This window comes from Gemmatimonas aurantiaca (assembly GCF_037190085.1).
GTDB classification, from domain to species: Bacteria; Gemmatimonadota; Gemmatimonadetes; order Gemmatimonadales; family Gemmatimonadaceae; genus Gemmatimonas; species Gemmatimonas aurantiaca_A.
Genome location: NZ_JBBCJO010000005.1, coordinates 366,756 through 390,202, shown reverse-complemented (window position 1 = coordinate 390,202; position 23,447 = coordinate 366,756). Strand labels below are relative to the sequence as shown.

Sequence of the window (23,447 nt, the reverse complement as noted above, 5' to 3'; positions counted from 1 at the left end):
TCTGAAGCCTCATGGCCATCGACCTACTCCGACTTCCGACGGACAGCATCGTTCGCCCGGACAAGGATCGGTTCCTCAACGAAGAGAACCCGTTCGAAGCGATGATGTCCCGCTTCGACCGCGCCGCCGAACTGCTCGACCTCGAGCCCGGCATCTACAAGATCCTCCGCAATCCCGAGAAGCAGCTCATCGTCTCCGTGCCCGTCATGATGGACAACGGCGACGTGGAAGTCTTCCAGGGATATCGCGTGCTTTACAACACGTCGCGCGGTCCCGCCAAGGGCGGCATCCGTTTCGACATGAACGTCACGCTGGAAGAAGTGAAGGCACTCGCCGCGTGGATGACGTGGAAGTGTGCCGTCGTGAATCTGCCGTTCGGTGGTGCGAAGGGCGGCGTGATCTGCGATCCGCTGCAGATGAGCGTGGGTGAGCTCGAGCGCGTCACGCGTCGCTATACCAAGGGCATCATCTCGCTGCTCGGTCCCGACACCGACGTGCCGGCGCCCGACGTCAACACGAACGAGCGTGTCATGGCGTGGGTGATGGACACGTACTCCATGAACGTCGGCCGCACCGAGAATGCCGTCGTCACGGGGAAGCCGGTGGAGATGGGCGGTTCGCTGGGCCGTCGCGAAGCTACGGGCCGTGGCTGCATGCTCGTGACCAGGGAAGCGCTGGAACATCTCGGCATGCCGATGCAGGGCGCCACCGTGGCCGTGCAGGGCTTCGGCAACGTCGGTTCCATTGCGGCCAAGCTGATGGCCGATCAAGGGTGCAAGATCGTCGGCATCAGCGATCGGTACGCGGCCTTCCACAACAAGAACGGCATCGACATCGCCGCCGCGTTGGAATACGTCAAGCAGCATCGTTCGCTCGAAGGGTTCACGGGTGGCGATCTGATCGACGCCGAAGAACTGCTGACGCTCGACGTGGACGTGCTCGTGCCCGCCGCGCTCGAGAACGTCATCACCGCGAAGAACGCGTCGAAGATCCGCGCCAAGGTGATCTGCGAAGGCGCCAACGGTCCGACCACGGCTGCCGCCGATCCGATCCTCGAGGAGAAGGGCATCTTCGTGATCCCCGACATCCTCGCCAACGCCGGCGGTGTGACCGTGTCGTACTTCGAGTGGGTGCAGGACCGCATGGGCTATTTCTGGAACGAAGCGACCGTGATCGAGCGGCTGGCCGAGATCATGACCCGCAGTTTCCAGGACGTGCTGCAGCTCTCCAAGCAGCATCGCGTGAACATGCGTACCGCGGCCTACATGCTGTCGATCAGCCGTGTGGCCACCGTGCATCGTCTGCGCGGCATCTACGCCTGACGCAGTCGTCGCCGGCGCCCCGTCGGGTGCCGGCGACATCGTCGACGTTTCCCGGTCCCGTTCCTCACGATGCGGATCTCGTTGCTCGTCATCGGCCGGCCTCGCCACGCGGGGCTGGCCGATGCCATTCGGGACTATGAAAGCCGGGCGGCGCACTACTGGCCGCTCGAGGTGATCGAGGTGAAGGAAGAGCCCGGCCGTGGCTTGTCCGCCGATGTGGTGCGCGAGCGCGAGGCCGAGCGGCTGGTGGCCCGGATTCCGGCCGATGCGGTCGTGACGGCCTGCGATCCGGGCGGGGCGAGCATGGAGTCGGAGCCCTTTGCCCGATGGTTGCAGGAGCAGCGCGAAGCGGCGCGCAGTGTGGCCTTCGTCATCGGGGGCGCGCATGGCCTGGGGCCGGCCGTCCGACAGCGCGCCAATCGGCGTCTCTCACTGGCGCCGTGGACGCTCCCGCACGAGGTTGCACGCATGGTGCTCGCCGAACAGTTGTACCGGGCGGGGACCATCGTGCGCGGCGAGCCGTATCACAAGTGAATCCCAGCGAACACGCGTGAACACGTGGACAAGTCTGCAGGTGGGTTGATCGGAGTGACAGAGGACGTCGTGGTTCGTACGGCGCCGCTTGGCGGCAGTGCGCTTTCGCGTGCGATCCAGCGCGGCGAAGTGGGAAACCAGGTGGGTGCCATGTGGTACGCGCCCAGGCCGCGCGATGTGAATGCCTGGCGCGCGCATGCGCTGGCCACGCGGGCGTCCTTCGCAGGGCGCGACTGGCTCGCGCCGCTGGCGCCGGCATTCGGTGCCTCGGGTGCAGCGGCGGAACGTCTCGCGCGTGCGGCACGCGAAGGTGTGGTCATCACCACCGGGCAGCAACCGGGATTGTTCGGCGGCCCCACGTACACGTGGAGCAAGGCGATGAGTGCCCTGGCCGCGGCCGACACACTGGAAGCGGAGCTGGGCATCCCGGTCGCGCCGGTGTTCTGGGCGGCAACCGACGATGCCGACTGGATGGAAGCGGCCGTGACGTATCTGGCCACGCCGACGGGGTTGGAGCGGGTGGCCCTGGCCGGCCCGGCCACCGATGGTGTGTCCATGAACGACGTGCCGCTCGGCGACCTGCAGAGCGCGCTGGCGCAGCTCGTCCGTGCCTGTGGATCGGGGGCCCATGCTTCGGTGCTGGAGACTGTACGTCAGGCATATACGCCGCACGCGACCATCGGTGCGGCGTATGTCTTTCTCATGCGGGCGTTGCTCGAACCGTTGGGCATGGCCGTACTCGATGCGGCGCATCCGGCCACCCGCGCGGCAGCCGATGCGTTCCTGCGCGCGGCGCTGCATGCCGCCCCGCGGGTGCAGGATGCGTTGCGGCATCGCGCGGAGGCCATCGTGGCCAGTGGGTACACGCCCCAGGTGGAAATCGTGGATGGGCTCTCGCTGGTGTTCCGCACCGGAGGCTCGGAAGGCAACGCGAACGGCAACAGTGGGGCGCGGGCACGTGTGCCGGTCGCCGAAGCGTCGGCTGTTGCGAACGAAGCGGAAGTGGGAGCGTTGGGGGCGAACGTGCTGTTGCGTCCCGTGCTCGAACGGGCGTTGCTGCCTACGGTGTGTTATCTGGCCGGACCGGGCGAGTTCGCGTACTTCGCCCAGGTGGCGCCGGTGGCGGAGGCGCTCGGTGCGGCCGTGCCGGTCGTGGCCCCGCGATGGGCGGCCGAAGTGCTGGAGGCCGACGCCTGCGATCTGCAGGCACGGCTCGGTATCACCGACGAGCAATTGCATGATCCCCACGCGGCGGAGCAGGCGATCGCCCGCGCGCAGCTCGACGAATCGGTGGCCGATGCGCTGGAGCGCCTGCGCATCACGCTGGAAACGCAACTCCGTACACTGGGTGACGCGCTGCGTGTGCCGGATGACGAGGAGCAGGAGGCCGCGCTGGTGGCTCCGTCGGTGGTGGACGGACTGGCGCGCGACATCACGCATCGGCTCGATCGGTTCGAGCGTCGCGTGCTGGCCGGTGTGAAACGCCGGGAGATCGGTGCGATGCAGGATGTGGCCGCGGTGCGCGCGGCGTTGCGTCCGCTGGGACAGTCGCCGGAGCGGGTGCTCAATCTGGTGCCGCTGTTGGTGCGGTACGGACCTGGGCTGCTCGATCGCATGCGCGAAGAGGCCATGGGTCACGCCCGACTTCTCGTGACGGGTCACGCGGAGCAGGCATGAACGACCGGACGGGCGGACGCGCAGCGTTCGTCGTCGGGGCAGGGATCCTGATCAGTCGTCTGGTTGGTGTCCTGCGGAATACGGCGTTCGCGTATTTTTTCGGCGCCGGTGCGGCCTCTGATGCGTACAACGCGGCGTTCAAGATTCCCAACGCGGTCCGCAATCTGCTGGGCGAAGGCACGCTCTCGGCGTCGTTCGTGCCGGTGTACAGCCGACTGCTCGAACGCGAAGACCCGCGCGCCGCGCGCGCACTCGCGAATGCCATGCTGGGCATGCTGCTCGCCGCGGTGTCGGTGCTCACGCTGCTGGGCATTCTGCTGGCGCCATGGCTGACCACCGTGCTGGCCCCGGGATTCGACGGAGCCACGCGTGACCTCACCACGCGGCTCACACGCATCCTGTTTCCGATGACCGGGGTGATGGTGCTGAGTGGCTGGTGTCTTGGCATCCAGAACTCGCATCGCCGGTTCTTCTGGTCGTATGCGAGCGCCGCACTCTGGTCGGTGGCGCAGATTGCCCTGCTGCTCGTGGGAGGCCCGCGTGCCGACAGTGCGACCACGCTGGCGGTCTGGCTGGCCTGGGCCACACTGGCCGGTGCCCTGCTGCAGGTGGGCGCGCAGATGCCCGAGGTGCTCAGGCTCACCGGTCCATTGCGCCCCACGCTCGATCGTGGCGCCGAGGGACTGCTGCAAACGCTGCGCAACGTCGTGCCCGTGGTGACGGCGCTGGGTGTGGTGCAGATCTCGTCGTTCATCGATCTGCAGATCGCATCGTTCCTGCCCGAAGGCGCAACGACGAACATGAACTACGCGAACACGCTGGCGTTGTTGCCCGTGTCGTTGTTCGGGGTGTCGGTGGCCGCGGCGGCGCTCCCGGAACTCGCGCGCGATTCGGGCGCGGACGCGACCGATGTATTGCGGGAACGGCTGCGCAGCGGATGGCAACGCATCCTGTTCTACATCGTGCCGAGCGCGGTGGTGTTCATCGCGTTGGGCGACTACTGCGTGGGCATCCTGTATCGGGCCGGTCGTTTCGGCGCCGCCGAGCAGCAGGTGGTGCACTGGATTCTCGCCGCCTTTGCCGTGGGACTCGTGAGTTTCGGCTCGGTGAAACTCATGGCGTCGGCGTACTATGCGTTGCAGGACTATCGCACGCCGCTGCGGGCATCGATGATCAGCATCGTGGTGTCGGCGGTGGCGTCCATTGCCATTGCCGTACCGCTGCGTCACTCACCGCTCGCCACGGCCGGCATCGCACTGGGGTCGGCGCTCGGATCGTATGTCAATCTCACGGTGCTGCTGGGCGGTCTGCGCCAGCGACTCGGTCCGTTGTATACGCCGGCCATGTGGATGGGCACCCGACGCATCGTCGTGGCATCGTTGCTGGCCACCGCGGTGAGTTTCGTGGCACGATGGGCCCACATGTACTGGCTGCCCACGTTGCACCCGCGCCTGGCCGGCATTCCCGTGCTCGCGGTGTTCGGCGTGGTGTATCTGACCACGGCGTGGTGGATGGGCTCGGCCGAGGCCGCCCGGTGGCTGCGTCGGGGGGTGCGTCATCGTGCCTCCTGACGAAACGGGCGGGCACGCACTGCCCATCGCCGACGACGAGTGGACACGGCGTGCCCTCGAGCACGGCATGCCCGTGCCGGTGGCGCAGAAGCTGCCGCATCTGCCGGAATCGCCCGGTGTGTATCTCTGGAAGGATGTCGACGGGCAGGTGCTGTATGTGGGCAAGGCCAAGCGCCTGCGTTCACGCGTACGCAGCTACTGGGCGCAGGATCATGTGAGCAGCCCGAAGACGCGGGCCATGGTGCGCAAGGTCCGCGATCTCGAAACCATCGTGGTGCCGAGCGAGGCGCATGCGCTCATTCTCGAAGCCACGCTGATCAAGGAGTACCGCCCGCGCTTCAACATCGCGTTGCGCGACGACAAGTCGTATCCGTACATCAAGGTCACCGTGGGCGAACCGTTTCCCCGTGTTCTGGTGACGCGCCGGTTGCTCGACGACGGGGCCCGCTATTTCGGTCCCTACACCGACGTGGGATCGATGCGACGCGCGCTCAATGTGGTGAAGCGCATCTTCACGGTCCGGTCGTGCCACTATGCACTGCCACGCGAAGCGCCCGAGCGTCCGTGCCTCGACTATTTCATCAAGCGATGCAAGGCGCCGTGCGTGGGCTACCAGTCGCAGGACGACTACCGCGCGATGATCGACGAGGTGGTGTGGTTCCTCGAAGGACGGACCAGCGACGTGATCCGCCACGTGCGCAGTCGCATGATGGAGGCGTCCGAACGGCTGGATTTCGAGCGGGCCGCGGAACTGCGGGATGCGCTCATGCATCTCGAGAAGATGGAAGAACCCACGGTGGTGCTCGAGGTGGAAGGCGGCGACCGCGACGTCGTGGGATATGCGCGCGATGGAGAGGACGCCTGCGTGGTGGTGATGCGCATCCGTGGGGGCAAACTGCTGGCGCGTGACCATCGCCTGCTGGAGCATGCCGAGGATGAAGATGACGGCGCGGTGTTGGGCGCGTGTCTCGCGCAGTGGTATCGCACGGCCGAAGCGCGCGCGGCGGAACTGCTGGTGCCGTTCGACTTCGAGGATCGTGAATCGCTGGAAGCCTCGCTGGAAGGCACGCATGTCCGTGTGCCGCAGCGCGGGCCCCGGCGTGCGCTGGTGGATCTCGCCGATCAGAATGCGCGCCATCTGCTGGAGGAGTTCAAGCTGGCCGCCCTGGAAGCGGATGAACGGGCGGCCGATCCCGTGTACGAACTGCAGCGGGAGCTCGGACTCGCCCGTCTGCCGCGCTCGCTGGTGTGTTTCGACATCTCGCACGCGCAGGGCACGGATGTCGTGGCGAGTGCGGTGTGGTTCGAAAACGCGCGTCCCCGCCGTGCCGAATACCGGAAGTTCAAGATCAAGATCCATGAAGGCAACGACGATTTCCGTTCCATGCACGAAGTCGTCACGCGTTACTTCCGTCGGCGCATGGACGAAGACAAACCGTTGCCGGATCTGGCTGTCATCGACGGTGGCAAGGGGCAACTCGGGGCGGCCCGCGCCGCACTCGACGAACTCGGTGTCGTGCAGATCGGTCTGATCAGTCTCGCGAAGCGTGATGAGGAAATCTTCCTGCCCGGCCGGTCGGACCCGGTGCGACTGCCGCGTCGATCGCCGGCGTTGCGCATGTTGCAGCAGGCGCGTGACGAGGCGCATCGGTTTGCCATCACGTTCCAGCGACAGAAGCGGGCGGCGCGCACCATCACGTCGGAGTTGCTCAAGATTCCCGGCGTCGGCCCCACGAAACGCCGGGCGCTGCTGCATGCTTTGGGCAGCGTGCAGGGTGTGCGGGACGCCAGCGTCGAACGTATTGCCGAGATTCCCGGATTCAGTGCGGCCTCGGCGCGGCGGTTGCTCGAGGCGCTGGGCGTGTCTGTACAGGAACCGGTGCGGGAATCGGTGCTGGAACCCGTGCCGGAGTCCGTGCCGGAGTCCGTGGCAGACGCTGGTCCTGCCGATACGTCGTCCGACGAAACACCTCCACCAGAGGTACCTCCCACCGAGGCATCCTCTACGGAAGTCCCTCCCTCCACTTCCACGTCCTGAGCATGTCCATGAGCGTTTCTCCGTGGTCTCTGCGCTGTTCGTCGTGCCATGCGCCAGCCGCGCTCGAAGGTGCGTCGGTCTGTCCGTCGTGTCATCAGCCGCTGTTCGCCACGTATGAACCGGTGCCGGCGGGTACGGCGCTCGCTGGGCGATGGGACATGTGGCGGTATGCGCCCTTCCTGCCGCTCGCGGCCGACGAGACGCCGGTGAGTCTGGGCGAGGGGCTCACGCCACTCATCGAAGCGCCGGCTCTGGCGGCGCAGGTGGGGGTGCGGCGTTTGTGGATCAAGGATGAGTCGCAGAACCCCACCGGTTCGTTCAAAGCGCGTGGGATGAGCGCCGCGGTGACGCGGGCGCGTGCGGCGGGTGTGCCCGGCATCGTGGTGCCCACGGCCGGCAACGCCGGGGCGGCGCTGGCGGCCTATGGAGCGGCGGCCGGTGTGCCCGTGCGGGTCTATGCGCCTGCCACCACACCGCGTCCCATTCTCGATACCATCGAGGCGATGGGCGCCGAACTCATCCGTATCGATGGGCATATCGGCGACGCGGGCAGGATGGCCAACGCCTTTGCCGCCGAGTCGGGGTATTTCGCGATCTCCACGCTGCGCGAGCCCTATCGGGTGGAAGGGATGAAGACGATGGGTTTCGAAATCGTGGAGCAGCTCGGATGGCGGGTGCCGGACGTGGTGGTGTATCCCACCGGCGGTGGCGAGGGCACGGTGGGGATCTGGAAGGCCATCAACGAATTGGTGGCCAGTGGATGGCTGCCGGGTGAAACCCGCCAACCGCGCTACCTGGTGGCGCAGGCGGCGGGGTGTGCGCCCATCGCGCGTGCGTTTGCCGCCGGGGCGGAGAAGGCCGATCCCTGGGTGGATCCGGTGACTCACGCCGCCGGTCTGCGGGTGCCATCGCCATTGGGCGACCGACTGCTGCTGCGAGTGATGCGGGAAACGGATGGGTTTGCGGGCACGGCCACCGAAGAGGCCATCAGGAGCTGGACACGCACGCTGGCCGTGGGCACGGGTGTGGACGCGGCGCCGGAGGGCGGTTGCGGGCTGTCGGTGCTGCGCGACGCGGTGGCGGACGGCCAGATCGCCGGGGACGCGGAAGTGGTGCTGTTCAACACCGGAAGCGGGGCCTCGTACCGCGCCTGATGTGTGGGCCGAAGTCCATGGTATTTATTGACTTCGATCCACGCGCCTCCTAAGTTGTCTCAAGTGGGTGGTCGCGCACGGCGGCCGCCCAGCCGATTCCCGGGGGAGGGCCTCGTCAGGCCTCGGCCCCCGTTTTCGTCTCAGGTATGGTTCGCGTCACGCGAGTAGACCCCGGAAGCATTGCCGACGAACTCGGCATCGTTCCGGACACCGAACTGCTGTCCGTCAACGGACGGCCGTTGGATGACTTCCTCGACTGGGAGTTTCTGACGGCCGATGACGCGTTCGTGGTCGCGGCACGCCTCCCCGATGGCGAGACCGTCGAATACGACATCGAACGGGTCGATGGGGAGTCCATGGGGGTGGAGCTGGCGCCGCCCACGGTCCGGCGCTGCGCCAACCGCTGCGAGTTCTGCTTCATCGAAGGACTGCCCAAAGGCCTGCGCAAAGGTCTCTACATTCGCGACGACGACTACCGTCTGTCGTTCGCCTACGGCAACTTCGCGACGCTGTCCAACGTGAAAGAGCGCGACATCGCGCGCATTCTCGAATATCGCCTGTCGCCGCTGTATGTGTCGGTGCACGCCACGCCATGGGAAGCCCGCAAGGTGCTGCTCAACAACCCGCGTGTGCCCAACATCCTCGAACAGCTCACGCGACTGGCGGACGGCGGCATCCAGTTCCACGGCCAGATGGTGCTCGTACCCGGCCTCAACGACGGCGACGTGCTGGAGCAGTCGCTCACCGATCTCTGGAATCTGGGGGATGCGGTGCTGTCGGTGGCCATCGTGCCCGTGGGGGTCACGCAGTTCTCGCATCTCTACACCGGCAAACCGATGGACGCCGAGAATGCGTCGAAGCTGCTGGACGCCGTGCACCGGTGGGAGGAACGCGCACTCGAAGAGCGTGGCGACCGCTGGGTGTACGGATCGGACGAGCTGTATCTGCTGGCCGGTGTGCCACTCCCCGATGTCGAGCACTACGGCGAGTTCGCGCAGATCGAGAACGGCGTGGGGGCGGTGACGACCCTGCGGGCCCGCGTGCACGATGGCCTGTCGCAGCTGCCGCGCCTCGATGGACGCCGAATCGGCGTGGTGACGGGCGTGTCCATGGGCGCTCTGATGCCGCCGTTGCTCGAGCAACTCACCCAGGTCACCGGCGCCACGTTCGATCTCATCGTGGCGGAGAACTCGCTGTTCGGACCCACCACCACCACGGCCGGTCTGCTCGTGGGCGCCGATATCCGGCGTGTGCTCGATGGGCGTGTGGATCTCGATCTCGCCCTGATTCCTGCCGAATGCATCAACGACAACGGTCTCTTCCTCGATGAAGAGTCGTTCATCGCCGTGCGCGAGTCGCTGCCGATGCCGGTCTATCCTTCCTACGATTTCATCGACGCACTCGTCCCCGAAGGGGTATCCGACGGGGATGCGGCGGTGCGATCCGCCGCCTGAACTTCAGAGTTCCGATGAGTCTTCCCGTTGTTGCCGTGGTCGGGCGCCCCAATGTGGGCAAATCGCAGTTGTTCAATCGTGTGATCGGCGAGGCCGCCGCCATCGTCAGTGACGAGGCGGGCACCACGCGTGATCGGCACTTTGGTGAAGCCGAGTGGGCGGGGCGGCACTTCTGGCTGGTGGATACCGGCGGATTGGTGGAAGACTCCGATCTGCTCATGGACACCGCCATCCGTCGACAGGTGATGCAGGCCATCGAAGAAGCGGACCTCATGCTGTTCGTGGTGGACGCCAAGGTGGGCGTGCATCCCAGCGACGCGCGCATCGTCGATCTGCTGCGCAATGCGCGCAAACCGTGGATGCTCGTAGCCAACAAGGTGGACGATCCGGCGAGCACCGACTTCTACGAGTTCTACCGACTGGGCGTGACCGACGTGTATCCGGTCTCGGCCGCGAACGGCAAGGGATCGGGCGATCTGCTCGATGCGGTGGTGGAGCACATCCCGGAAATCGACGAGGAGCGTCCGGAGGCCATCCGGGTGGCCGTCATCGGTCGCCCCAATGTGGGCAAGTCGTCGTTCGTGAATCGGCTGCTCGGTGAAGACCGGCTGGTGGTGAGCGACGAATCGGGCACCACGCGCGACGCGATCGATGCGCCCATGCGCTACCACGATACGGACCTCATCTTCGTGGACACGGCCGGCCTGCGTCGCCAGTCCAGAATCGATGACGGCGTGGAGTTCTATTCGGCGCTGCGAACACGACGCGCGATCGATTCGTCGGATGTGTGCATCCTGATGATCGATGCGACCGAAGGGCTGCAGAATCAGGATCTCAAGATCGCGACCATGGCCTGGGAGGCCGGGCGCGGTCTGATCCTCGTGATCAACAAGTGGGATCTCTATCCCGACAAGACCGACAAGAGCGCGGACAAGTTCAGAAAGGAGGCTGTGGAAAAGGCGCCCTATCTCAACTTCGTGCCGTTTCTGTTCACGTCCGCCGTGACCGGCCAGCGCGTGACGAAGGCGCTCGATCTGGTACTGGAGGTGCAGGCACAGCGCACCCGTCGCATCAGCACTTCCGAAGTGAACGACGCGCTGGGCGATCTCATTGCCCGTCGTCAGCCACCGCAGGCTGCAGGGCGTGAAGTGAAGCTCAACTATGCCACGCAGGTGGAGATCGAGCCGCCCACCATCGCCGTCTTTGGCAACAATCCCGAAGCCATTCCCGAGCACTACGTGCGCTTCCTGCACAATGGATTCCGGGAACGCTGGGGGTTCACGGGTGCGCCGCTGCGCATCCTGCTCCGGAGGAAAAACTCGTGACCCCATCGCCGGCCACGATCAGGTGATGAACACGTGATGATCGCGCTTGCCCTCGTCCTGGCGTACGTGGCCGGCTCCTTTCCCACGGCCTACCTGGTTGGCCGGATCAACGGAGTCGACCTGCGCACAGTCGGTTCGGGGAATCTCGGTGCGACCAACGTGCAGCGCACGCTGGGCTGGCGATGGGGACTGCTGGTGTATGTGGTGGATTTTCTGAAAGGGTGGTTGCCCACGCTGCTGCTGCCGGGCGCGTTTGGCCTGGCCCAGGGTTGGCCGTGGGGTGTGGCCATCGGCGTCGCCGCCATTGCGGGCCATGTGAAGCCGGTCTTCCTGATGGGGAAGGGCGGTGGCAAAGGAGTCGCCACCGCGAGTGGTGTGTTCATGGCGCTTGCACCCGCGGCCACACTCGGCGCCATCGCGACCTTCATCGCGGTGGTGGCGATTTCGAGGTATGTGTCGCTCGGATCATTGGTTGCGGCGCTCAGCCTCGCGTTGATTCTGCTGTGGCAGGCGGGCGCGGTGCTCACGCCGTTGGTGGTGGTGGGTTTCTGCATTGCCGCCTTCGTGTTCTGGACTCATCGGGAAAACGTGAAGCGACTGATGCGCGGCGAAGAGCGGCGCCTCGGTGGGCCTTCTCCGTCCAAGGGAGCCGTCTGATGTCGACACAACGCTGCGCGGTGATCGGTGGAGGCGCGTGGGGGACCGCGATCGCCGATCGTCTGGCGCGGAATGGACACACGACAACGCTGTGGGCGCGCGAAGCCGATGTGGTGGAGGCGGTGAACACGCGTCATGAAAACCCGCGGTTTCTGGCCGGTGCCGCACTCACGCCCGCATTGCGCGCCTCGTCGGACATGGCGGACGCGCTCGACGGGGTGGGGCTGGTGGTGTATGCCGCGCCGTCGCATGTGCTGCGCCCGGTGGTGGCGAGCGGGGCGTCGTTCCTTCCGGCCCATGCGGTGTTGTCCGTGGCCACCAAGGGCATCGAACGCGAGACCATGGCGCTCATGACCGACGTGGTGGCCAGTGCAGCGCCCGGACACCCGGTGGTGGCGGTGAGTGGCCCGAGCTTCGCGGTGGAAGTGGCGGCCGGTCAGCCCACCGCGGTGGTGGCCGCCTGTGCCGATGCCGATGCGGCCACGCTGGTGCAGAGTGCCATGAGCGCACCGGAATTCCGCGTCTACACCAGCGACGATGTCACGGGTGTGGAACTCGGTGGCGCACTCAAGAACGTGATGGCGCTGGCTACGGGCATTCTCGACGGTCTGGGTATGGGCTACAATCCGCGCGCGGCGCTCATGACACGCGGCCTCGCGGAGATGACGCGTCTGGGCGTGGCGCTGGGAGCGCGCGCGGAAACATTCGCCGGACTCGCCGGTCTGGGCGATCTCGTGCTCACGTGCACCGGCGCGTTGTCGCGCAATCGCGCGGTGGGCGTGGCCATCGGGGAAGGGCAGACGCTCGAGGAAGCGCTGGCCGGCAAGGAGAGTGTCGCCGAAGGGGTGCTCAACACGCAGAGCGCCAAGGCACTGGCCGATCGGGTGGGCGTGGAGCTGCCCATCATCGATGCCACGTATCGCATCCTGTTCGAAGGACGGGCGCCGCGGGCCGCCATCTCCGAGCTGATGGCCAGGGAACTGCGCGCGGAGCGGGACTGACATGGGGGGAACGCGCGGCGAGCTGGTGCAGGAGTTCTACTCCATCGGTGACGTGTGCACGCTGACGGAGCTCAAACCGCATGTGCTGCGGTACTGGGAAAGCCAGTTCAAACTGCTCAACCCGGCCAAGAATCGCAGCGGCAATCGTGTGTATTCACGCCGTGAGGTGGAGCTCATCCTGCTCGTGAAGCATCTTCTCTATACCGAGAAGTACACGATCGACGGTGCGCGTCAGAAGCTCGACGAATACCGCAAAGGTGGCACATTGCGACCCGCCGCCCGTGCCGCCCTCGAAGTGGAAGCACTCGAGAGCATCGAACGTGAACTCGCGGAACTGCAGGCGCTGCTTGACGATGGCGCGCCGCACCCGAACTGAACTCTCGAGGTCCGATGCGGATTCTTCTCAGCAACGATGATGGGATTCTGGCCAAGGGACTGGGCGTGCTGGAACGCGCGGCCGAGTCGCTGGGCGAGTTGTATGTGGTCGCACCCGATCGCGAACAGAGCGCGACGAGTCACTCGCTGACACTGCATCATCCGTTGCGGCCGGTGCGGTTGGGTGAGCGGCGCTGGCAGGTGGACGGCACCCCCACCGACTGTGTGATGCTGGCCTGCGAAGCGCTGCTCGACGTGCGTCCCGACTTCGTGCTGAGCGGCATCAATCACGGCCCCAACATGGGCGAGGACGTGCTGTACAGCGGCACGGTGGCCGCGGCCATGGAAGGGCTGGCGCTCGGCATTCCGTCCATCGCGTTGTCGTTCGGCGGCAATGTGCTGCGTGCGGATGCGTTGCTGGACACGCAGGTGGGCGCCATCCGCGCGTTGCTGCATCATCTCACGACGCTGCCCGCGTTTCCGCCGCATACGCTGCTCAACGTGAATCTGCCGGCCGTTCCCGGTGACGACATCCGCGGGGTGCGTCTCACACGCCTCGGACGCCGGGTGTTCAGCGATTCCATTGCGCGGATGAAGGATCCGTGGGGCCGCGACATCCTCTGGATCGGCGGCGGTTCGGTGGAGTGGAGCGGGGCGCCCGATTCGGATTTCCGCGCCGTGCACGACGGATACATCTCCGTCACTCCCTTGCACCTCGATCTCACGCATCGGGATGTGCTCAACTCGGCGACCGAATGGTGGCGGGAGCCATAGAGCCCGAATTCCGCGGGGCGCGTCGTCGTCTCGTGGAAGCGCTGCAGGACAAGGGGATCAAGGATCTCGCCCTGCTTCGTGCCGTGGATACGATTCCGCGTCACCTGTTCGTGCCGTCCACGGTGCGGCATCGGGCGTACGAAGATTCGGCGCTGCCCATCGGGAATGGGCAGACCATCTCGCAACCCTGGGTGCATGCGCGGTCGGTGGAGCAGTTGCTGCTCACCGGCACCGAACGGGCGCTCGAGATCGGCACCGGCTCGGGATATCAGACGGCGCTGCTTTCCGAACTGGCGGCGCAGGTGTTTTCGGTGGAGCGGTATCGCGAACTGCTCGATCGGGCGCGTCCCATTCTGCAGCAGGCCGGGGTGCGCAACGTGTCGTTGTCGCTGGGTGACGGCACACTGGGCTGGCGGGAGTATGCCCCGTACGACGCGATCGTGGTGAGCGCGGGGGCGCCGCATGTGCCGCCGGCGCTGGAAGAACAGTTGGCGGAGGGCGGCCGGCTGCTGATTCCGATCGGAAGCAAGGAAGAGCAGATGCTGACCGTGTTCACCAAACGGGGCGGCCGACTGGAGCGGCGTGACATCACCCCGGTCCGCTTCGTCCCCTTGATTGGGGCGGGAGGATGGCCGGGCTGACCGGCACTCCGGTCCCGCTCCGTGTTGCCTCGCGTCATTCCGCTTCATTCCGCGTCATCTCGTGCCACTGCCGAGTTTGCCATGTCCCTCCCGCACCATTCGCTGATGCCCGAAACAGGGGACCACGCGCCGTCGTTCGAGCGCGCGGGATTGCCGCCGTATGCCACGCCGGTTGCCCACGGCGGGCCGCCGTCGGCGAGCGGGCGTGGACGGGGGCCTGGCCCGTATGTGCCGGCCGCCTGGCGGGTGCGACGGGAACCGGTGATGGAGGTGCCGGAGGTATTGGCGGTGGCGGAGCTGGAGAGTGCCGCCGGGCGCGGAGTCGTTGACGCAGATGTCGTCGACGCGGCGGTGGAAGAGGCGACTGGTGAGGTGGCCGATGAGACGGTCGTCGAGGCCGCCGGTGACGCGCCCGACGATTCGTTGCCATGGATCGATGCGTTCCTGGCTACCACGCCGGCGGCTTCGATGGACGCGATTCCGGATCTGGCGGAAGCAGTGAGGGAGACGGCGGAAGCGGAGTCGATCGTCGATTTCGACGCCGATTTGGACGCCAATTTTGACACCAGCTTCGCAGCCGATTTTGCGGGCGATTTCACAAGGGATTTTGCAAGCGATGTCACGGCTGATATCGAGGCTGATGTCGAGGCTGATTCCGCCGTCGATGTGGGTGTCGAAGCGGAAGCCGCGACATTCGCGGCCTTCGCCGAGGTCGGTATCGAGTCCGAAGGTCTGCAGGAGCTGACCGATGCGGGGGAGCCGAGTGATGTGGTAGGGCGGAGCGAGGAGCCCGGCGCGAGCGATGCGGTGGGGCCGAGCCCCGCGGTCGAGGCAATGAATGCACCGTCCGCGCCGGTCGACGAGTGGCCGCTCGAAGAAGCCGCCTCCGAACTCGACCTGCTGGCGCACCGGCTCGAGGCGTTCGCGCCGCCGCCGTCCACCGAACCGGCAGCGCTGTTCGCCGAACCCCACACGCCGGAACCACTGCCGGTGTGGAGCGATGACGACATGGTGGACATCATGCCGGTCCGGCAGCCGCTGTTCACACCGCGGAGTCAGCCGGCGGCATTGGGTGCCCAGGCTGCCGACCGGGATGGCAGCGCGGAGGCGGCGGCCCATGCGCTGGAGCTGCTGGCGCGTCGGGTCAGAACGGGAGAACTGCCGTTGCCGGGATACGAACCCCGCATGGGTGATGCGGCTGCCCTGGTGGCCGCGTTGGCCGCGCTGCTGGGTGTGAAGCTCGGCTGAGACGTCGGAACCGTGCCGGAGTCCGCGGAAGAGCAGGGATCGTGGGGCGTGCGTCGCCTGCGCGTGACCGGTCGGGTGCAGGGCGTGGGGTTCCGGTGGTTCGTACGGCAGGTGGCGAGGGCGCACGGAGTGCGCGGCTGGGTTCGCAACGAACCGAATGGTGACGTCCTCACGGAATTTGCCGGCAGTGCCGAGGCCATACAGGCATTGGAGGAGGCCATCGCGCGAGGACCCGACGGCAGCCGGGTGGACCGGGTGGTCACGGAGTCACCCTCCGTCCTGGATACGCGTGTGTTGCCGGCGCCTTTTGTGGTGGAGCGCTGAGCGCTCTCCGGGCACGTGAGGCGGACGGCGCGGGTCGCCAATCGACCGCCGTCGAGACGCGTGGAGTGGACGCACATGGTAAGTTGGCCGCATGACCCTCGCCGACCGTCTCGCCCGCACCGTTCGTGATGTCCCCGATTTCCCGGCACCCGGGATCCTGTTCAAGGACATCACGCCGATCCTTGCGCAGCCGGCGTTGCTTTCCGAAGCCGTTACCGCCATGGCTTCGTCGCTGGCGGAGTTGGGAGTCACGCACGTGGTGGGAGTGGAGAGCCGAGGATTTCTTTTCGGCGTTCCCATCGCCATGAGGCTGGGTGTGCCCTTTGCACCGGCCCGGAAGCCTGGCAAGCTGCCGTGGACCACTGAACGCGAAGCCTACGCGCTCGAGTATCGCGAGGACGTGCTCGAGATGCACGTGGACGTGTTTCATGGCGGTCATGGTGAGCCGCCTCGCGTCGCGGTCGTGGACGACGTGCTCGCCACCGGAGGCACGGCTGCCGCGACCTGTCGTCTCGTGGAACGCCTCGGAGGTGAGGTGGTCGCCGTGTCGGTGGTCCTCGAACTCGGATTTCTGCACGGACGGGACGCATTGTCTGGCAGGACGGTACGGTCTCTGCTGAGGTACTGAACGGACGGGGCGCGGCCGTGGTGGATCGTTCATCGTGGCATGAATGACACTGGAGAATCTCGAGGTCGGACGAGCGGCAATCGGGGCGCTCCCACTGCCGGCGCGCTGGGCAACGGTCATCGGGGTTTCCAGGCGCAGCCGGTTCGGGTCGGCGTGGTGCAATGAAATCGGTCGCACAATAGATTGGGCGGCATGCCGTTCGCCAACCGGACGTGGAGTGTCCCATGTCCGGCGGGCGCGATGGCCCGGCGGCAGGTGCTACATTGTGAACGCGGCGTACCGTGGTGAAGTCGTTCGCCCCCGTAGCTCAGTTGGATAGAGCAGCAGTTTCCTAAACTGTTGGTCGGAGGTTCGAATCCTCTCGGGGGCACCACTTCCCAATCGCAGCGACGGTGGCCAGCGGCGGCGAGATGCGGAATTGGCGTAGCGTTCGTGGCGGATCTCGACGCTCGTCAGGCCCCTGAATGTCAGTGTGTGGGGACATTCCTGATGTTCCCCTGTGACGCGTCGAACGGCAGGTCTTTGCAGACGCTGACGTCCTCCGTCTGCCGACAAGCATCCCCGACGCACACCAGAGTCGGCCAGCAGAATTCGATAGGTCAGGAGTATTCAGGAGTATATTGATTCAGACTCCCTAGGTGTTCATCAGGGTGACGCATACCGGGGGGTGCCGCACCGACGCTTTACCCCAAGGAGATTCCGCATGACGACTCCAGTTATCTCCGGCGGTGGAGCGGATGGTGCGGGACTATTGAAATGAAGACGAGGGATATCGCTGCCACAGCAACCCGCTCCAGACAGGCTGCGCCATCTTGCGTACGGGTCCGTGGCGCGCGGCAAAACAACCTCAAGAATGTCGATGTCGACGTGCCCCGCGATGCTTTTGTGGTGTTCACCGGCATATCCGGCTCGGGCAAGTCGAGCCTTGCCTTCGGCACCCTCTACGCGGAGGCCCAGCGCCGCTATCTGGAATCGGTTGCGCCTTATGCCCGCCGTTTGATCGACCAGGCGGGCGTGCCGGAGGTCGATGCGATCGACGGGCTGCCGCCGGCGGTCGCCCTGCAACAGCAGCGTGGGTCGTCCAACGCGCGCTCCTCGGTCGGCAGCATCACCACGCTCTCCAGTCTCGTGCGGATGCTCTATTCGCGCGTCGGCGAATATCCGCGCAACCAGCCGATGCTCTTCGCGGAGGATTTTTCGCCCAACACGGTGGCCGGGGCCTGTCCGACCTGTCACGGGATCGGCCGCGTTTACGACGCGACCGAAGAGACGATGGTGCCCGACGACAGCCTCACCATTCGCGAACGGGCGATCGCCGCCTGGCCGCCAGCGTGGCATGGCCAGAATCTGCGCGATATCCTCGTCTCGCTCGGCTATGATGTCGATACGCCGTGGCGCGACCTGCCGAAGAAGGATCGCGACTGGATCCTCTTCACCGACGAAACACCGACGGTACCTGTCTATGCGGGCCTGACGCCCAAACAGACCCGCGTTGCCCTCAAGCGCCGCATGGAACCGAGCTACCAGGGCACCTTCACCGGCGCGCGCCGCTATGTGCTGGAGACTTTTGCCAACACCAAGAGCGCGCTGATGAAGAAGCGCGTCTCGCAATATATCATCGGCCGCGCTTGCCCCACCTGTCACGGCAAGCGGCTGAAGTGCGAGGCGCTGTCCGTGAAATTCGCCGGGCTCGACATCGCCGCGTTCGGCGACCTCTCCTTGCTGAACCTGCGAGACCTTCTGACGCCGGTCGCGCACGGCGAGTATGGCGGGAATGGCGATGCCGCGGCGACCGCGAAAGGTCATGTTCTGGGCAAAGCGGCCCGCGATGCGGCGGTCGAACGCCGGGTGGCGGCCGGCGGTTCTGCCCACAAGAGCGCGCCCGACGTGCGCCGGACACCCAATCTCTCCGATGAGAAGCGGGTCGCGGCGCAGCGCCTGGCGTCGGAACTGCTCGAACGGCTCGATCCGCTGATCGATCTCGGTCTCGGCTATATCTCGCTCGACCGGAGCACACCCACACTTTCGTCCGGGGAGCTTCAGCGCCTGCGTCTTGCCACCCAGTTGTCGTCGCAGCTCTTCGGCGTGGTGTATGTGCTCGACGAGCCCTCGGCGGGCTTGCACCCGGCCGACGGCGAAGCCTTGCTCTCGATCCTCGAACGGCTGAAGGCGGCGGGCAATTCGCTGTTCGTCGTCGAGCATGACCTCGACGTGATCCGTCATGCCGAATGGCTGGTCGATGTCGGACCGGGCGCCGGCGAGAAAGGCGGCAGGGTCATCTACAGCGGCCCGATCGCGGGTCTCGCCGACGTCGAGGAATCGATGACGCGCCGCTATCTCTTCGCAGAGCCCGCGGCCAACGACCGGACGCCACGCGAAGCCCAATCATGGCTTCGCCTCGAAGGTGTGACTCGCAACAATCTGCATGGCCTCGATGTCGCGTTCCCGATCGGCTGCTTCACGGCCGTCACCGGCGTCTCGGGATCGGGCAAATCCAGCCTGGTAAGCCAGGCGCTGCCGGAGCTTGTCACGGAGCATCTCGGCGGCGCCCCCGCGGTCGAAGAGGATGACGTCGATCCGCTGCTGGACGTCGCGCAGGAGGCGACCCAAGGCCGCATCGTCGATGGCATGGATCATATCCGGCGGATCGTGCGGGTCGACCAGAAGCCGATCGGCCGCACCCCGCGCTCGAACCTCGCCACCTACAGCGGCCTGTTCGATCATGTGCGCAAGATCTTCGCCGACACACCCCTGGCTCGGCGGCGCCGTTACAGCGCCGGCAGGTTCTCGTTCAATGTCGCGGAAGGGCGCTGCCCGGTATGCGAGGGCGAGGGTTCTGTCATGGTGGAGCTCCTGTTCCTGCCCAGTGTGTACGCGCCCTGCTCGACCTGTCATGGCAGCCGCTATAACCCGCAAACGCTCGAGGTCGAATGGAACGGTCGCACCATCGCCCAGGTGCTCGAACTGACGGTGGACGAGGCGTGCGACGTCTTCGCCGGAGAGGCGCCCGTCATGCGCTCACTCGATGTGTTACGGGAGATCGGCCTCGGCTATCTCCGGCTCGGTCAGCCGGCGACGGAGTTGTCGGGCGGCGAGGCGCAGCGGATCAAGCTCGCGACCGAGCTGCAGCGCGCGCAGCGTGGTAACACCATCTACATTCTCGACGAGCCGACGTCGGGCCTCCACCCGTCCGACGCGGATCGGCTGATGCGGCACCTGCAGGGCCTTGTCGATGTCGGCAATACGGTCGTGGTCGTCGAGCATGACATGCGCGCGATCGCCCAGGTGGATTGGGTCATCGATCTGGGGCCTGGGGCTGGCGAGGAGGGTGGTCGGATCATCGCCAGCGGCGTTCCACGCGAAGTCGCCGAAGCAACGGTCAGCCTGACGGCGCCCTATCTGAAGGCGGCCTTGTAGGACCACGACAGTTGGCCGTGGGATGGGACTGCCTCCCGGCGGGAGGGATGGCAGCCGCATCCGTGATGCGTTCGATGGCGCGGCGGGGTAGGGCCCCATCGGCTGTTGCTCCTCCGGAGCCGGACCCGCGATCTCCCGATGTCGGCACTCGTTGGCGTTGGCAATCAACCTGTCTTGCGGCCCGGGATTCAGCTATCTTCCCAGACTATCCCGGTTTTGCATCATACGAGCTGGGGATGTGATCCAGCTCCGTCGGTTTCCGTTCCTTTCACCGTTGGCATTCGCATGGCCCAGGCGACCCGCTCCTCATCCACAGCGCACATCAGCGACGATCCCATGGAGAACGTCGCGCACTGGCTCCAGGCCAATGCCAAGCCCATCGTGTATGCCGTTGGTGCGGCGGCGGTGGTGGCGGCGGCGGTCTTCGTGTACCGGAGCACGGCCGAAACCAAGCGTGAGAAGGCGTCGGCTGCGCTGTACGAGGCGCAGGCTCCCTTCGCCCAGGGCAAGTTCGACGACGCCCAGAAGGCGCTGGAGAAGGTGACGGACCGGTATGCCAGCACCTCGTCCGGCCAGCAGGCGGCGATTCTCCTGGCTCAGGTGCATTACGAGCAGAAGAAGTACGACGACGGGATCAAGGTGCTGGAGAAGGCGCTGGGGAGCTCGACCACGGAGTTCAAGGCGAGCATGGAGTCGCTGATTGCCGGCGGCTACGAGATGAAGGGTGACATGAGCAAGGCGGCCGACCACTACGCGAAGGCGGCCGCTGCCACGCCGTTCCCGGCCGAGAAGCACGCCTACGAGGCGTCGCAGGCCCGGAGCCTGATGGCGGCGGGTAAGAACGACGAAGCCAAAACGCTGTGGGAGTCGCTGGCGCAGTTGGACGGTGAGCCGGTCCAGCAGGAAGCGAACATCCGCCTGGGCGAACTCGCGGCCAAGAAGTAATGCCGTAGCGGGCAGGACGGTCGGAGACGTACCAGCAATTGGCGGTCACATTTTGGAGGCGATCCGGGTTTTCCGGATCGCCTCTTTCTGTTTGCGGGGAAGTCGACATTTTCAGGTCTCCATGCAGCCAGTATTGGTACAGTTATCGTTCGTAGGCGATCTGCATTTATGCATATAATATATGTTATGTAAACTATTCATGGTGGATAACTGTGGGAAATCCCCAAGTGGAAATCCACCTCAGGTGTGGATGGAAAGATCAAGTCGTTCAACAGCAACAACTTGCAATACTTCTGTTGAACTGGTCGCTCCCCTGGGTCTCATGGGCCGTCAAAACTCTCCACCTGTCCACATTTTCCACGTGATTTTTGAGTACTGTGATACCTTGCATTTGGTGTGGAAAATCAAAGACGTGACCACCGTGTTCTGGGATCACGTCTTCGCTCTTCCGGCCCGGTTCTTTCCGGGATTGTGAACGGGTTCTGGGCCGGCTCAGTGCGGGCTCTGAACGGGCTCTGGGGATGCCTGAACGGGTGGCCTTGGCGCCTTCTGAAAGGCTTTCAAAGCCTTGATGCACGCTCGTCGTGGCCGCGTCTGACCGCCTGCCAATCGTCGTATGAGGCTGTCATGGCGCTCTCGCCGGTACCCTTCGGTACTCTCCGATGACCTCAGATGTCGGCGATTTTCCCGCGAAACACGATCCGACCCTCTCCCCGCAATGTCGGCGCGAAGCCGCTGCGGGCACCTTCCGAATCGCCGGGAAGCGGCGCCAGCAGCACCTCCACGTCCCGGCCGGAGCTGGTCCGGATGACGACGGTCCGGTCGGCCAAACCCCACGTGGCCAGGAGCACCGCCGTGGCCACCGCACCGGTTCCGCAGGCCAGCGTCTCGCCTTCCACCCCGCGCTCGAACGTGCGGTAGCGCCAGCTGCCATCGGGTCGGGCGGAAACCCAGTTCACATTGGCGCCCGCCGGGCCGCTGGCCGGGTGGCGGCGCAGCGCGGGCCCGAGGCCAGCCACGTCGATGGCGTCGGCGTCCTCGCACAGGATCACCAGGTGCGGAATGCCCGCCACCGCGAATCCGATGCGGCTGCCCGCGCGACTGCCGGTCGCCGCGTCACCCACCGCCGCCAGGTCGATCGGCATATCCGGACGGATGTCGGTCACCGGCTGCAAGGCGATGGCCGGAAGATGCTCGAGTCGGCTATTGATGAGCCCGGCTCCGGTGGACAGACGCATGCCACTGGCCTGGGCAAGACCCAGCTCCACGCTCAACGCAGTGGAACACAACGTGGCGTTCCCGCAGAGATCGGCTGCGGTACCATCACTGTTGTAGTAGTGAATATGGACGTCAGCGTCACCGGAGAGCGGCTCGAGAACGACGATGCCGTCCGCTCCTATGCCATTGTACCTGTTGCAGATAGATTTGATCGCCTCAGGTTGTGTGACAAGCTCGATCGGTACCGATCTCCCGTCGAAAAACACGAAGTCGTTGCCCGAGCCGGTCATCTTCACGAACGGCAATCCGCGCAAGGATGCGGTCGATCCGGTGGTCGGGCCGGCCGTGTCGGCCGCGCCGGAGTCGGTCATACCTGCCTCATGGTCGTTCAGACCCACCCCGTGATCGCCCACCAACGCAGGCGCCACACCATCCAGATGGCTTCCCGTACGATGCGCTTGGACATCTTCGACTCCCCTTCCGTCCGGTCATGGAACACGATGGGGATCTCGGCGATCCGGAACCCCTTCTTCCAGGCCCGGAAACTCATCTCGATCTGGAAGGCATATCCGTTGGAGCGAACCTGATCGAGTGGAATGGCCTGCAGCACTTCGCGGCGGAAGCACTTGAAGCCGCCCGTGCCATCACCCAGCCGGAGGCCGGTGACCGCCCGGGCATAGATGTTCGCGCCGTAGGACAGCATCAGGCGTGTCATCGGCCAGTTCACCACGGTCACCTTCCCGTCCCGATATCGCGAACCCAGCACCAGGTCGGCGTCCCGGATGGCCGCCAGAAACTCCGGCAGATGCATCGGATCGTGCGAAAAGTCGGCGTCCATCTCGAAGACGAACGCATAGTCGCGCGCCAGGGCCCAGGCGAATCCCGCGAGATAGGCCCTCCCCAGCCCTTCTTTCCCCGGACGGTGCAACACGTGCACCCGGGGATTCTCTGCGGCGAGCTCATCCGCCAGCTCGCCGGTCCCGTCGGGCGAATTGTCGTCCACCACCAGCACCTCCAGCCGCGGATCCTGATCCAGGATGCGTGGCACGATGCGGGTGACGTTCTCGCTTTCATTGTAGGTCGGTACGATCACGACGCCACGTTCCTCACCACGCAGCGCCCCCCGTGCCGGGGTCTTCATTCG

At 65.7% G+C, this 23,447-nt stretch carries 20 protein-coding genes and 1 tRNA gene; 19 read left to right on the top strand and 2 right to left on the bottom strand.

What is annotated here, in order from left to right; all coding sequences use genetic code 11:
- Positions 1 to 11: 11 nt before the first annotated feature.
- The 19 genes from WG208_RS07480 (at position 12) to WG208_RS07390 (ending at position 21,085) form a co-directional block, all read left to right on the top strand.
- Positions 12 to 1,322 carry a Glu/Leu/Phe/Val dehydrogenase gene (locus tag WG208_RS07480; protein ID WP_337170714.1) on the top strand — a complete coding sequence of 437 codons (1,311 nt, stop codon included), beginning with the start codon at positions 12 to 14 and terminating at the stop codon, positions 1,320 to 1,322.
- A 69-nt stretch (positions 1,323 to 1,391) separates the two neighbouring features.
- Positions 1,392 to 1,856, top strand: coding sequence for a 23S rRNA (pseudouridine(1915)-N(3))-methyltransferase RlmH (locus WG208_RS07475; RefSeq protein ID WP_337170713.1), 465 nt, complete (start codon positions 1,392 to 1,394; stop codon positions 1,854 to 1,856).
- 69 nt (positions 1,857 to 1,925) lie between these two features.
- Entirely contained in the window at positions 1,926 to 3,533 is a 1,608-nt protein-coding gene (gene bshC, locus WG208_RS07470) for a bacillithiol biosynthesis BshC (RefSeq protein ID WP_337170712.1), read from the top strand.
- Entirely contained in the window at positions 3,530 to 5,104 is a 1,575-nt protein-coding gene (gene murJ, locus WG208_RS07465) for a murein biosynthesis integral membrane protein MurJ (RefSeq protein ID WP_337170711.1), read from the top strand. Before bshC ends, murJ begins: the two co-directional genes overlap by 4 nt.
- Positions 5,094 to 7,142, top strand: a complete 2,049-nt coding sequence (gene uvrC / locus WG208_RS07460) for an excinuclease ABC subunit UvrC (RefSeq protein ID WP_337170710.1) — start codon at positions 5,094 to 5,096, stop codon at positions 7,140 to 7,142. Before murJ ends, uvrC begins: the two co-directional genes overlap by 11 nt.
- 8 nt (positions 7,143 to 7,150) lie before the next feature.
- Positions 7,151 to 8,296, top strand: coding sequence for a threonine synthase (locus tag WG208_RS07455; RefSeq protein ID WP_337170709.1), 1,146 nt, complete (start codon positions 7,151 to 7,153; stop codon positions 8,294 to 8,296).
- 146 nt (positions 8,297 to 8,442) lie between these two features.
- The gene (locus WG208_RS07450) at positions 8,443 to 9,750 is read left to right on the top strand and encodes a DUF512 domain-containing protein (RefSeq protein WP_337170708.1); all 1,308 of its coding nucleotides are present in this window, start codon (positions 8,443 to 8,445) and stop codon (positions 9,748 to 9,750) included.
- A 14-nt stretch (positions 9,751 to 9,764) separates the two neighbouring features.
- Positions 9,765 to 11,075 (top strand): ribosome biogenesis GTPase Der, encoded by a 1,311-nt coding sequence (der, locus tag WG208_RS07445; protein ID WP_337170707.1) that lies wholly within the window; start codon positions 9,765 to 9,767, stop codon positions 11,073 to 11,075.
- A gap of 33 nt (positions 11,076 to 11,108) precedes the next feature.
- Entirely contained in the window at positions 11,109 to 11,732 is a 624-nt protein-coding gene (plsY, locus tag WG208_RS07440) for a glycerol-3-phosphate 1-O-acyltransferase PlsY (RefSeq protein WP_345786965.1), read from the top strand.
- Complete coding sequence (locus tag WG208_RS07435) at positions 11,732 to 12,733, top strand: NAD(P)H-dependent glycerol-3-phosphate dehydrogenase (protein ID WP_337170705.1); 1,002 nt, start codon at positions 11,732 to 11,734, stop codon at positions 12,731 to 12,733. The genes plsY and WG208_RS07435 overlap by 1 nt, the downstream gene beginning before the upstream one ends.
- Position 12,734: 1 nt before the next feature.
- A complete protein-coding gene (locus WG208_RS07430) occupies positions 12,735 to 13,109 on the top strand; it encodes a MerR family transcriptional regulator (protein WP_337170704.1) in 375 nt (124 codons plus the stop codon).
- Positions 13,110 to 13,123: 14 nt separating this feature from the next.
- Positions 13,124 to 13,882: a 5'/3'-nucleotidase SurE gene (gene surE, locus WG208_RS07425; RefSeq protein ID WP_337170703.1), complete on the top strand. Its 759-nt coding sequence runs from the start codon at positions 13,124 to 13,126 to the stop codon at positions 13,880 to 13,882.
- Complete coding sequence (locus tag WG208_RS07420; RefSeq protein ID WP_337170702.1) at positions 13,864 to 14,523, top strand: protein-L-isoaspartate(D-aspartate) O-methyltransferase; 660 nt, start codon at positions 13,864 to 13,866, stop codon at positions 14,521 to 14,523. Before surE ends, WG208_RS07420 begins: the two co-directional genes overlap by 19 nt.
- 81 nt (positions 14,524 to 14,604) lie before the next feature.
- The gene (locus WG208_RS07415; RefSeq protein WP_337170701.1) at positions 14,605 to 15,771 is read left to right on the top strand and encodes a hypothetical protein; all 1,167 of its coding nucleotides are present in this window, start codon (positions 14,605 to 14,607) and stop codon (positions 15,769 to 15,771) included.
- Positions 15,772 to 15,783: 12 nt separating this feature from the next.
- Positions 15,784 to 16,095 (top strand): acylphosphatase, encoded by a 312-nt coding sequence (locus WG208_RS07410; RefSeq protein WP_337170700.1) that lies wholly within the window; start codon positions 15,784 to 15,786, stop codon positions 16,093 to 16,095.
- A gap of 91 nt (positions 16,096 to 16,186) precedes the next feature.
- Positions 16,187 to 16,723: an adenine phosphoribosyltransferase gene (locus tag WG208_RS07405; protein ID WP_337170699.1), complete on the top strand. Its 537-nt coding sequence runs from the start codon at positions 16,187 to 16,189 to the stop codon at positions 16,721 to 16,723.
- Between the two features lie 296 nt (positions 16,724 to 17,019).
- Positions 17,020 to 17,096: transfer RNA gene (locus tag WG208_RS07400), tRNA-Arg, on the top strand.
- A gap of 383 nt (positions 17,097 to 17,479) precedes the next feature.
- Positions 17,480 to 20,140: an excinuclease ABC subunit UvrA gene (locus WG208_RS07395; RefSeq protein ID WP_337170698.1), complete on the top strand. Its 2,661-nt coding sequence runs from the start codon at positions 17,480 to 17,482 to the stop codon at positions 20,138 to 20,140.
- 285 nt (positions 20,141 to 20,425) lie between these two features.
- Positions 20,426 to 21,085: a CDC27 family protein gene (locus WG208_RS07390; RefSeq protein WP_337170697.1), complete on the top strand. Its 660-nt coding sequence runs from the start codon at positions 20,426 to 20,428 to the stop codon at positions 21,083 to 21,085.
- Between the two features lie 668 nt (positions 21,086 to 21,753).
- On the opposite strand, the gene dapF is transcribed toward WG208_RS07390, so the two are convergent.
- Positions 21,754 to 22,674 (bottom strand): diaminopimelate epimerase, encoded by a 921-nt coding sequence (dapF, locus tag WG208_RS07385; RefSeq protein WP_337170696.1) that lies wholly within the window; start codon positions 22,672 to 22,674, stop codon positions 21,754 to 21,756.
- 17 nt (positions 22,675 to 22,691) lie between these two features.
- Positions 22,692 to 23,444: a polyprenol monophosphomannose synthase gene (locus tag WG208_RS07380; RefSeq protein ID WP_345786973.1), complete on the bottom strand. Its 753-nt coding sequence runs from the start codon at positions 23,442 to 23,444 to the stop codon at positions 22,692 to 22,694.
- Positions 23,445 to 23,447: the final 3 nt, after the last annotated feature.

Bases quoted from the DNA above. Each gene is read 5' to 3' on its own strand.
- WG208_RS07480 (WP_337170714.1), top strand. From the start codon at position 12: ATGGCCATCGACCTACTCCGACTTCCGACGGACAGCATCGTTCGCCCG.
- WG208_RS07475 (WP_337170713.1), top strand. From the start codon at position 1,392: ATGCGGATCTCGTTGCTCGTCATCGGCCGGCCTCGCCACGCGGGGCTG.
- murJ (WP_337170711.1), top strand. From the start codon at position 3,530: ATGAACGACCGGACGGGCGGACGCGCAGCGTTCGTCGTCGGGGCAGGG.
- WG208_RS07455 (WP_337170709.1), top strand. From the start codon at position 7,151: ATGAGCGTTTCTCCGTGGTCTCTGCGCTGTTCGTCGTGCCATGCGCCA.
- WG208_RS07450 (WP_337170708.1), top strand. From the start codon at position 8,443: ATGGTTCGCGTCACGCGAGTAGACCCCGGAAGCATTGCCGACGAACTC.
- der (WP_337170707.1), top strand. From the start codon at position 9,765: ATGAGTCTTCCCGTTGTTGCCGTGGTCGGGCGCCCCAATGTGGGCAAA.
- WG208_RS07435 (WP_337170705.1), top strand. From the start codon at position 11,732: ATGTCGACACAACGCTGCGCGGTGATCGGTGGAGGCGCGTGGGGGACC.
- WG208_RS07430 (WP_337170704.1), top strand. From the start codon at position 12,735: ATGGGGGGAACGCGCGGCGAGCTGGTGCAGGAGTTCTACTCCATCGGT.
- surE (WP_337170703.1), top strand. From the start codon at position 13,124: ATGCGGATTCTTCTCAGCAACGATGATGGGATTCTGGCCAAGGGACTG.
- WG208_RS07420 (WP_337170702.1), top strand. From the start codon at position 13,864: ATGGTGGCGGGAGCCATAGAGCCCGAATTCCGCGGGGCGCGTCGTCGT.
- WG208_RS07415 (WP_337170701.1), top strand. From the start codon at position 14,605: ATGTCCCTCCCGCACCATTCGCTGATGCCCGAAACAGGGGACCACGCG.
- WG208_RS07405 (WP_337170699.1), top strand. From the start codon at position 16,187: ATGACCCTCGCCGACCGTCTCGCCCGCACCGTTCGTGATGTCCCCGAT.
- WG208_RS07395 (WP_337170698.1), top strand. From the start codon at position 17,480: ATGAAGACGAGGGATATCGCTGCCACAGCAACCCGCTCCAGACAGGCT.
- WG208_RS07390 (WP_337170697.1), top strand. From the start codon at position 20,426: ATGGCCCAGGCGACCCGCTCCTCATCCACAGCGCACATCAGCGACGAT.
- dapF (WP_337170696.1), bottom strand. From the start codon at position 22,674: ATGACCGACTCCGGCGCGGCCGACACGGCCGGCCCGACCACCGGATCG.
- WG208_RS07380 (WP_345786973.1), bottom strand. From the start codon at position 23,444: ATGAAGACCCCGGCACGGGGGGCGCTGCGTGGTGAGGAACGTGGCGTC.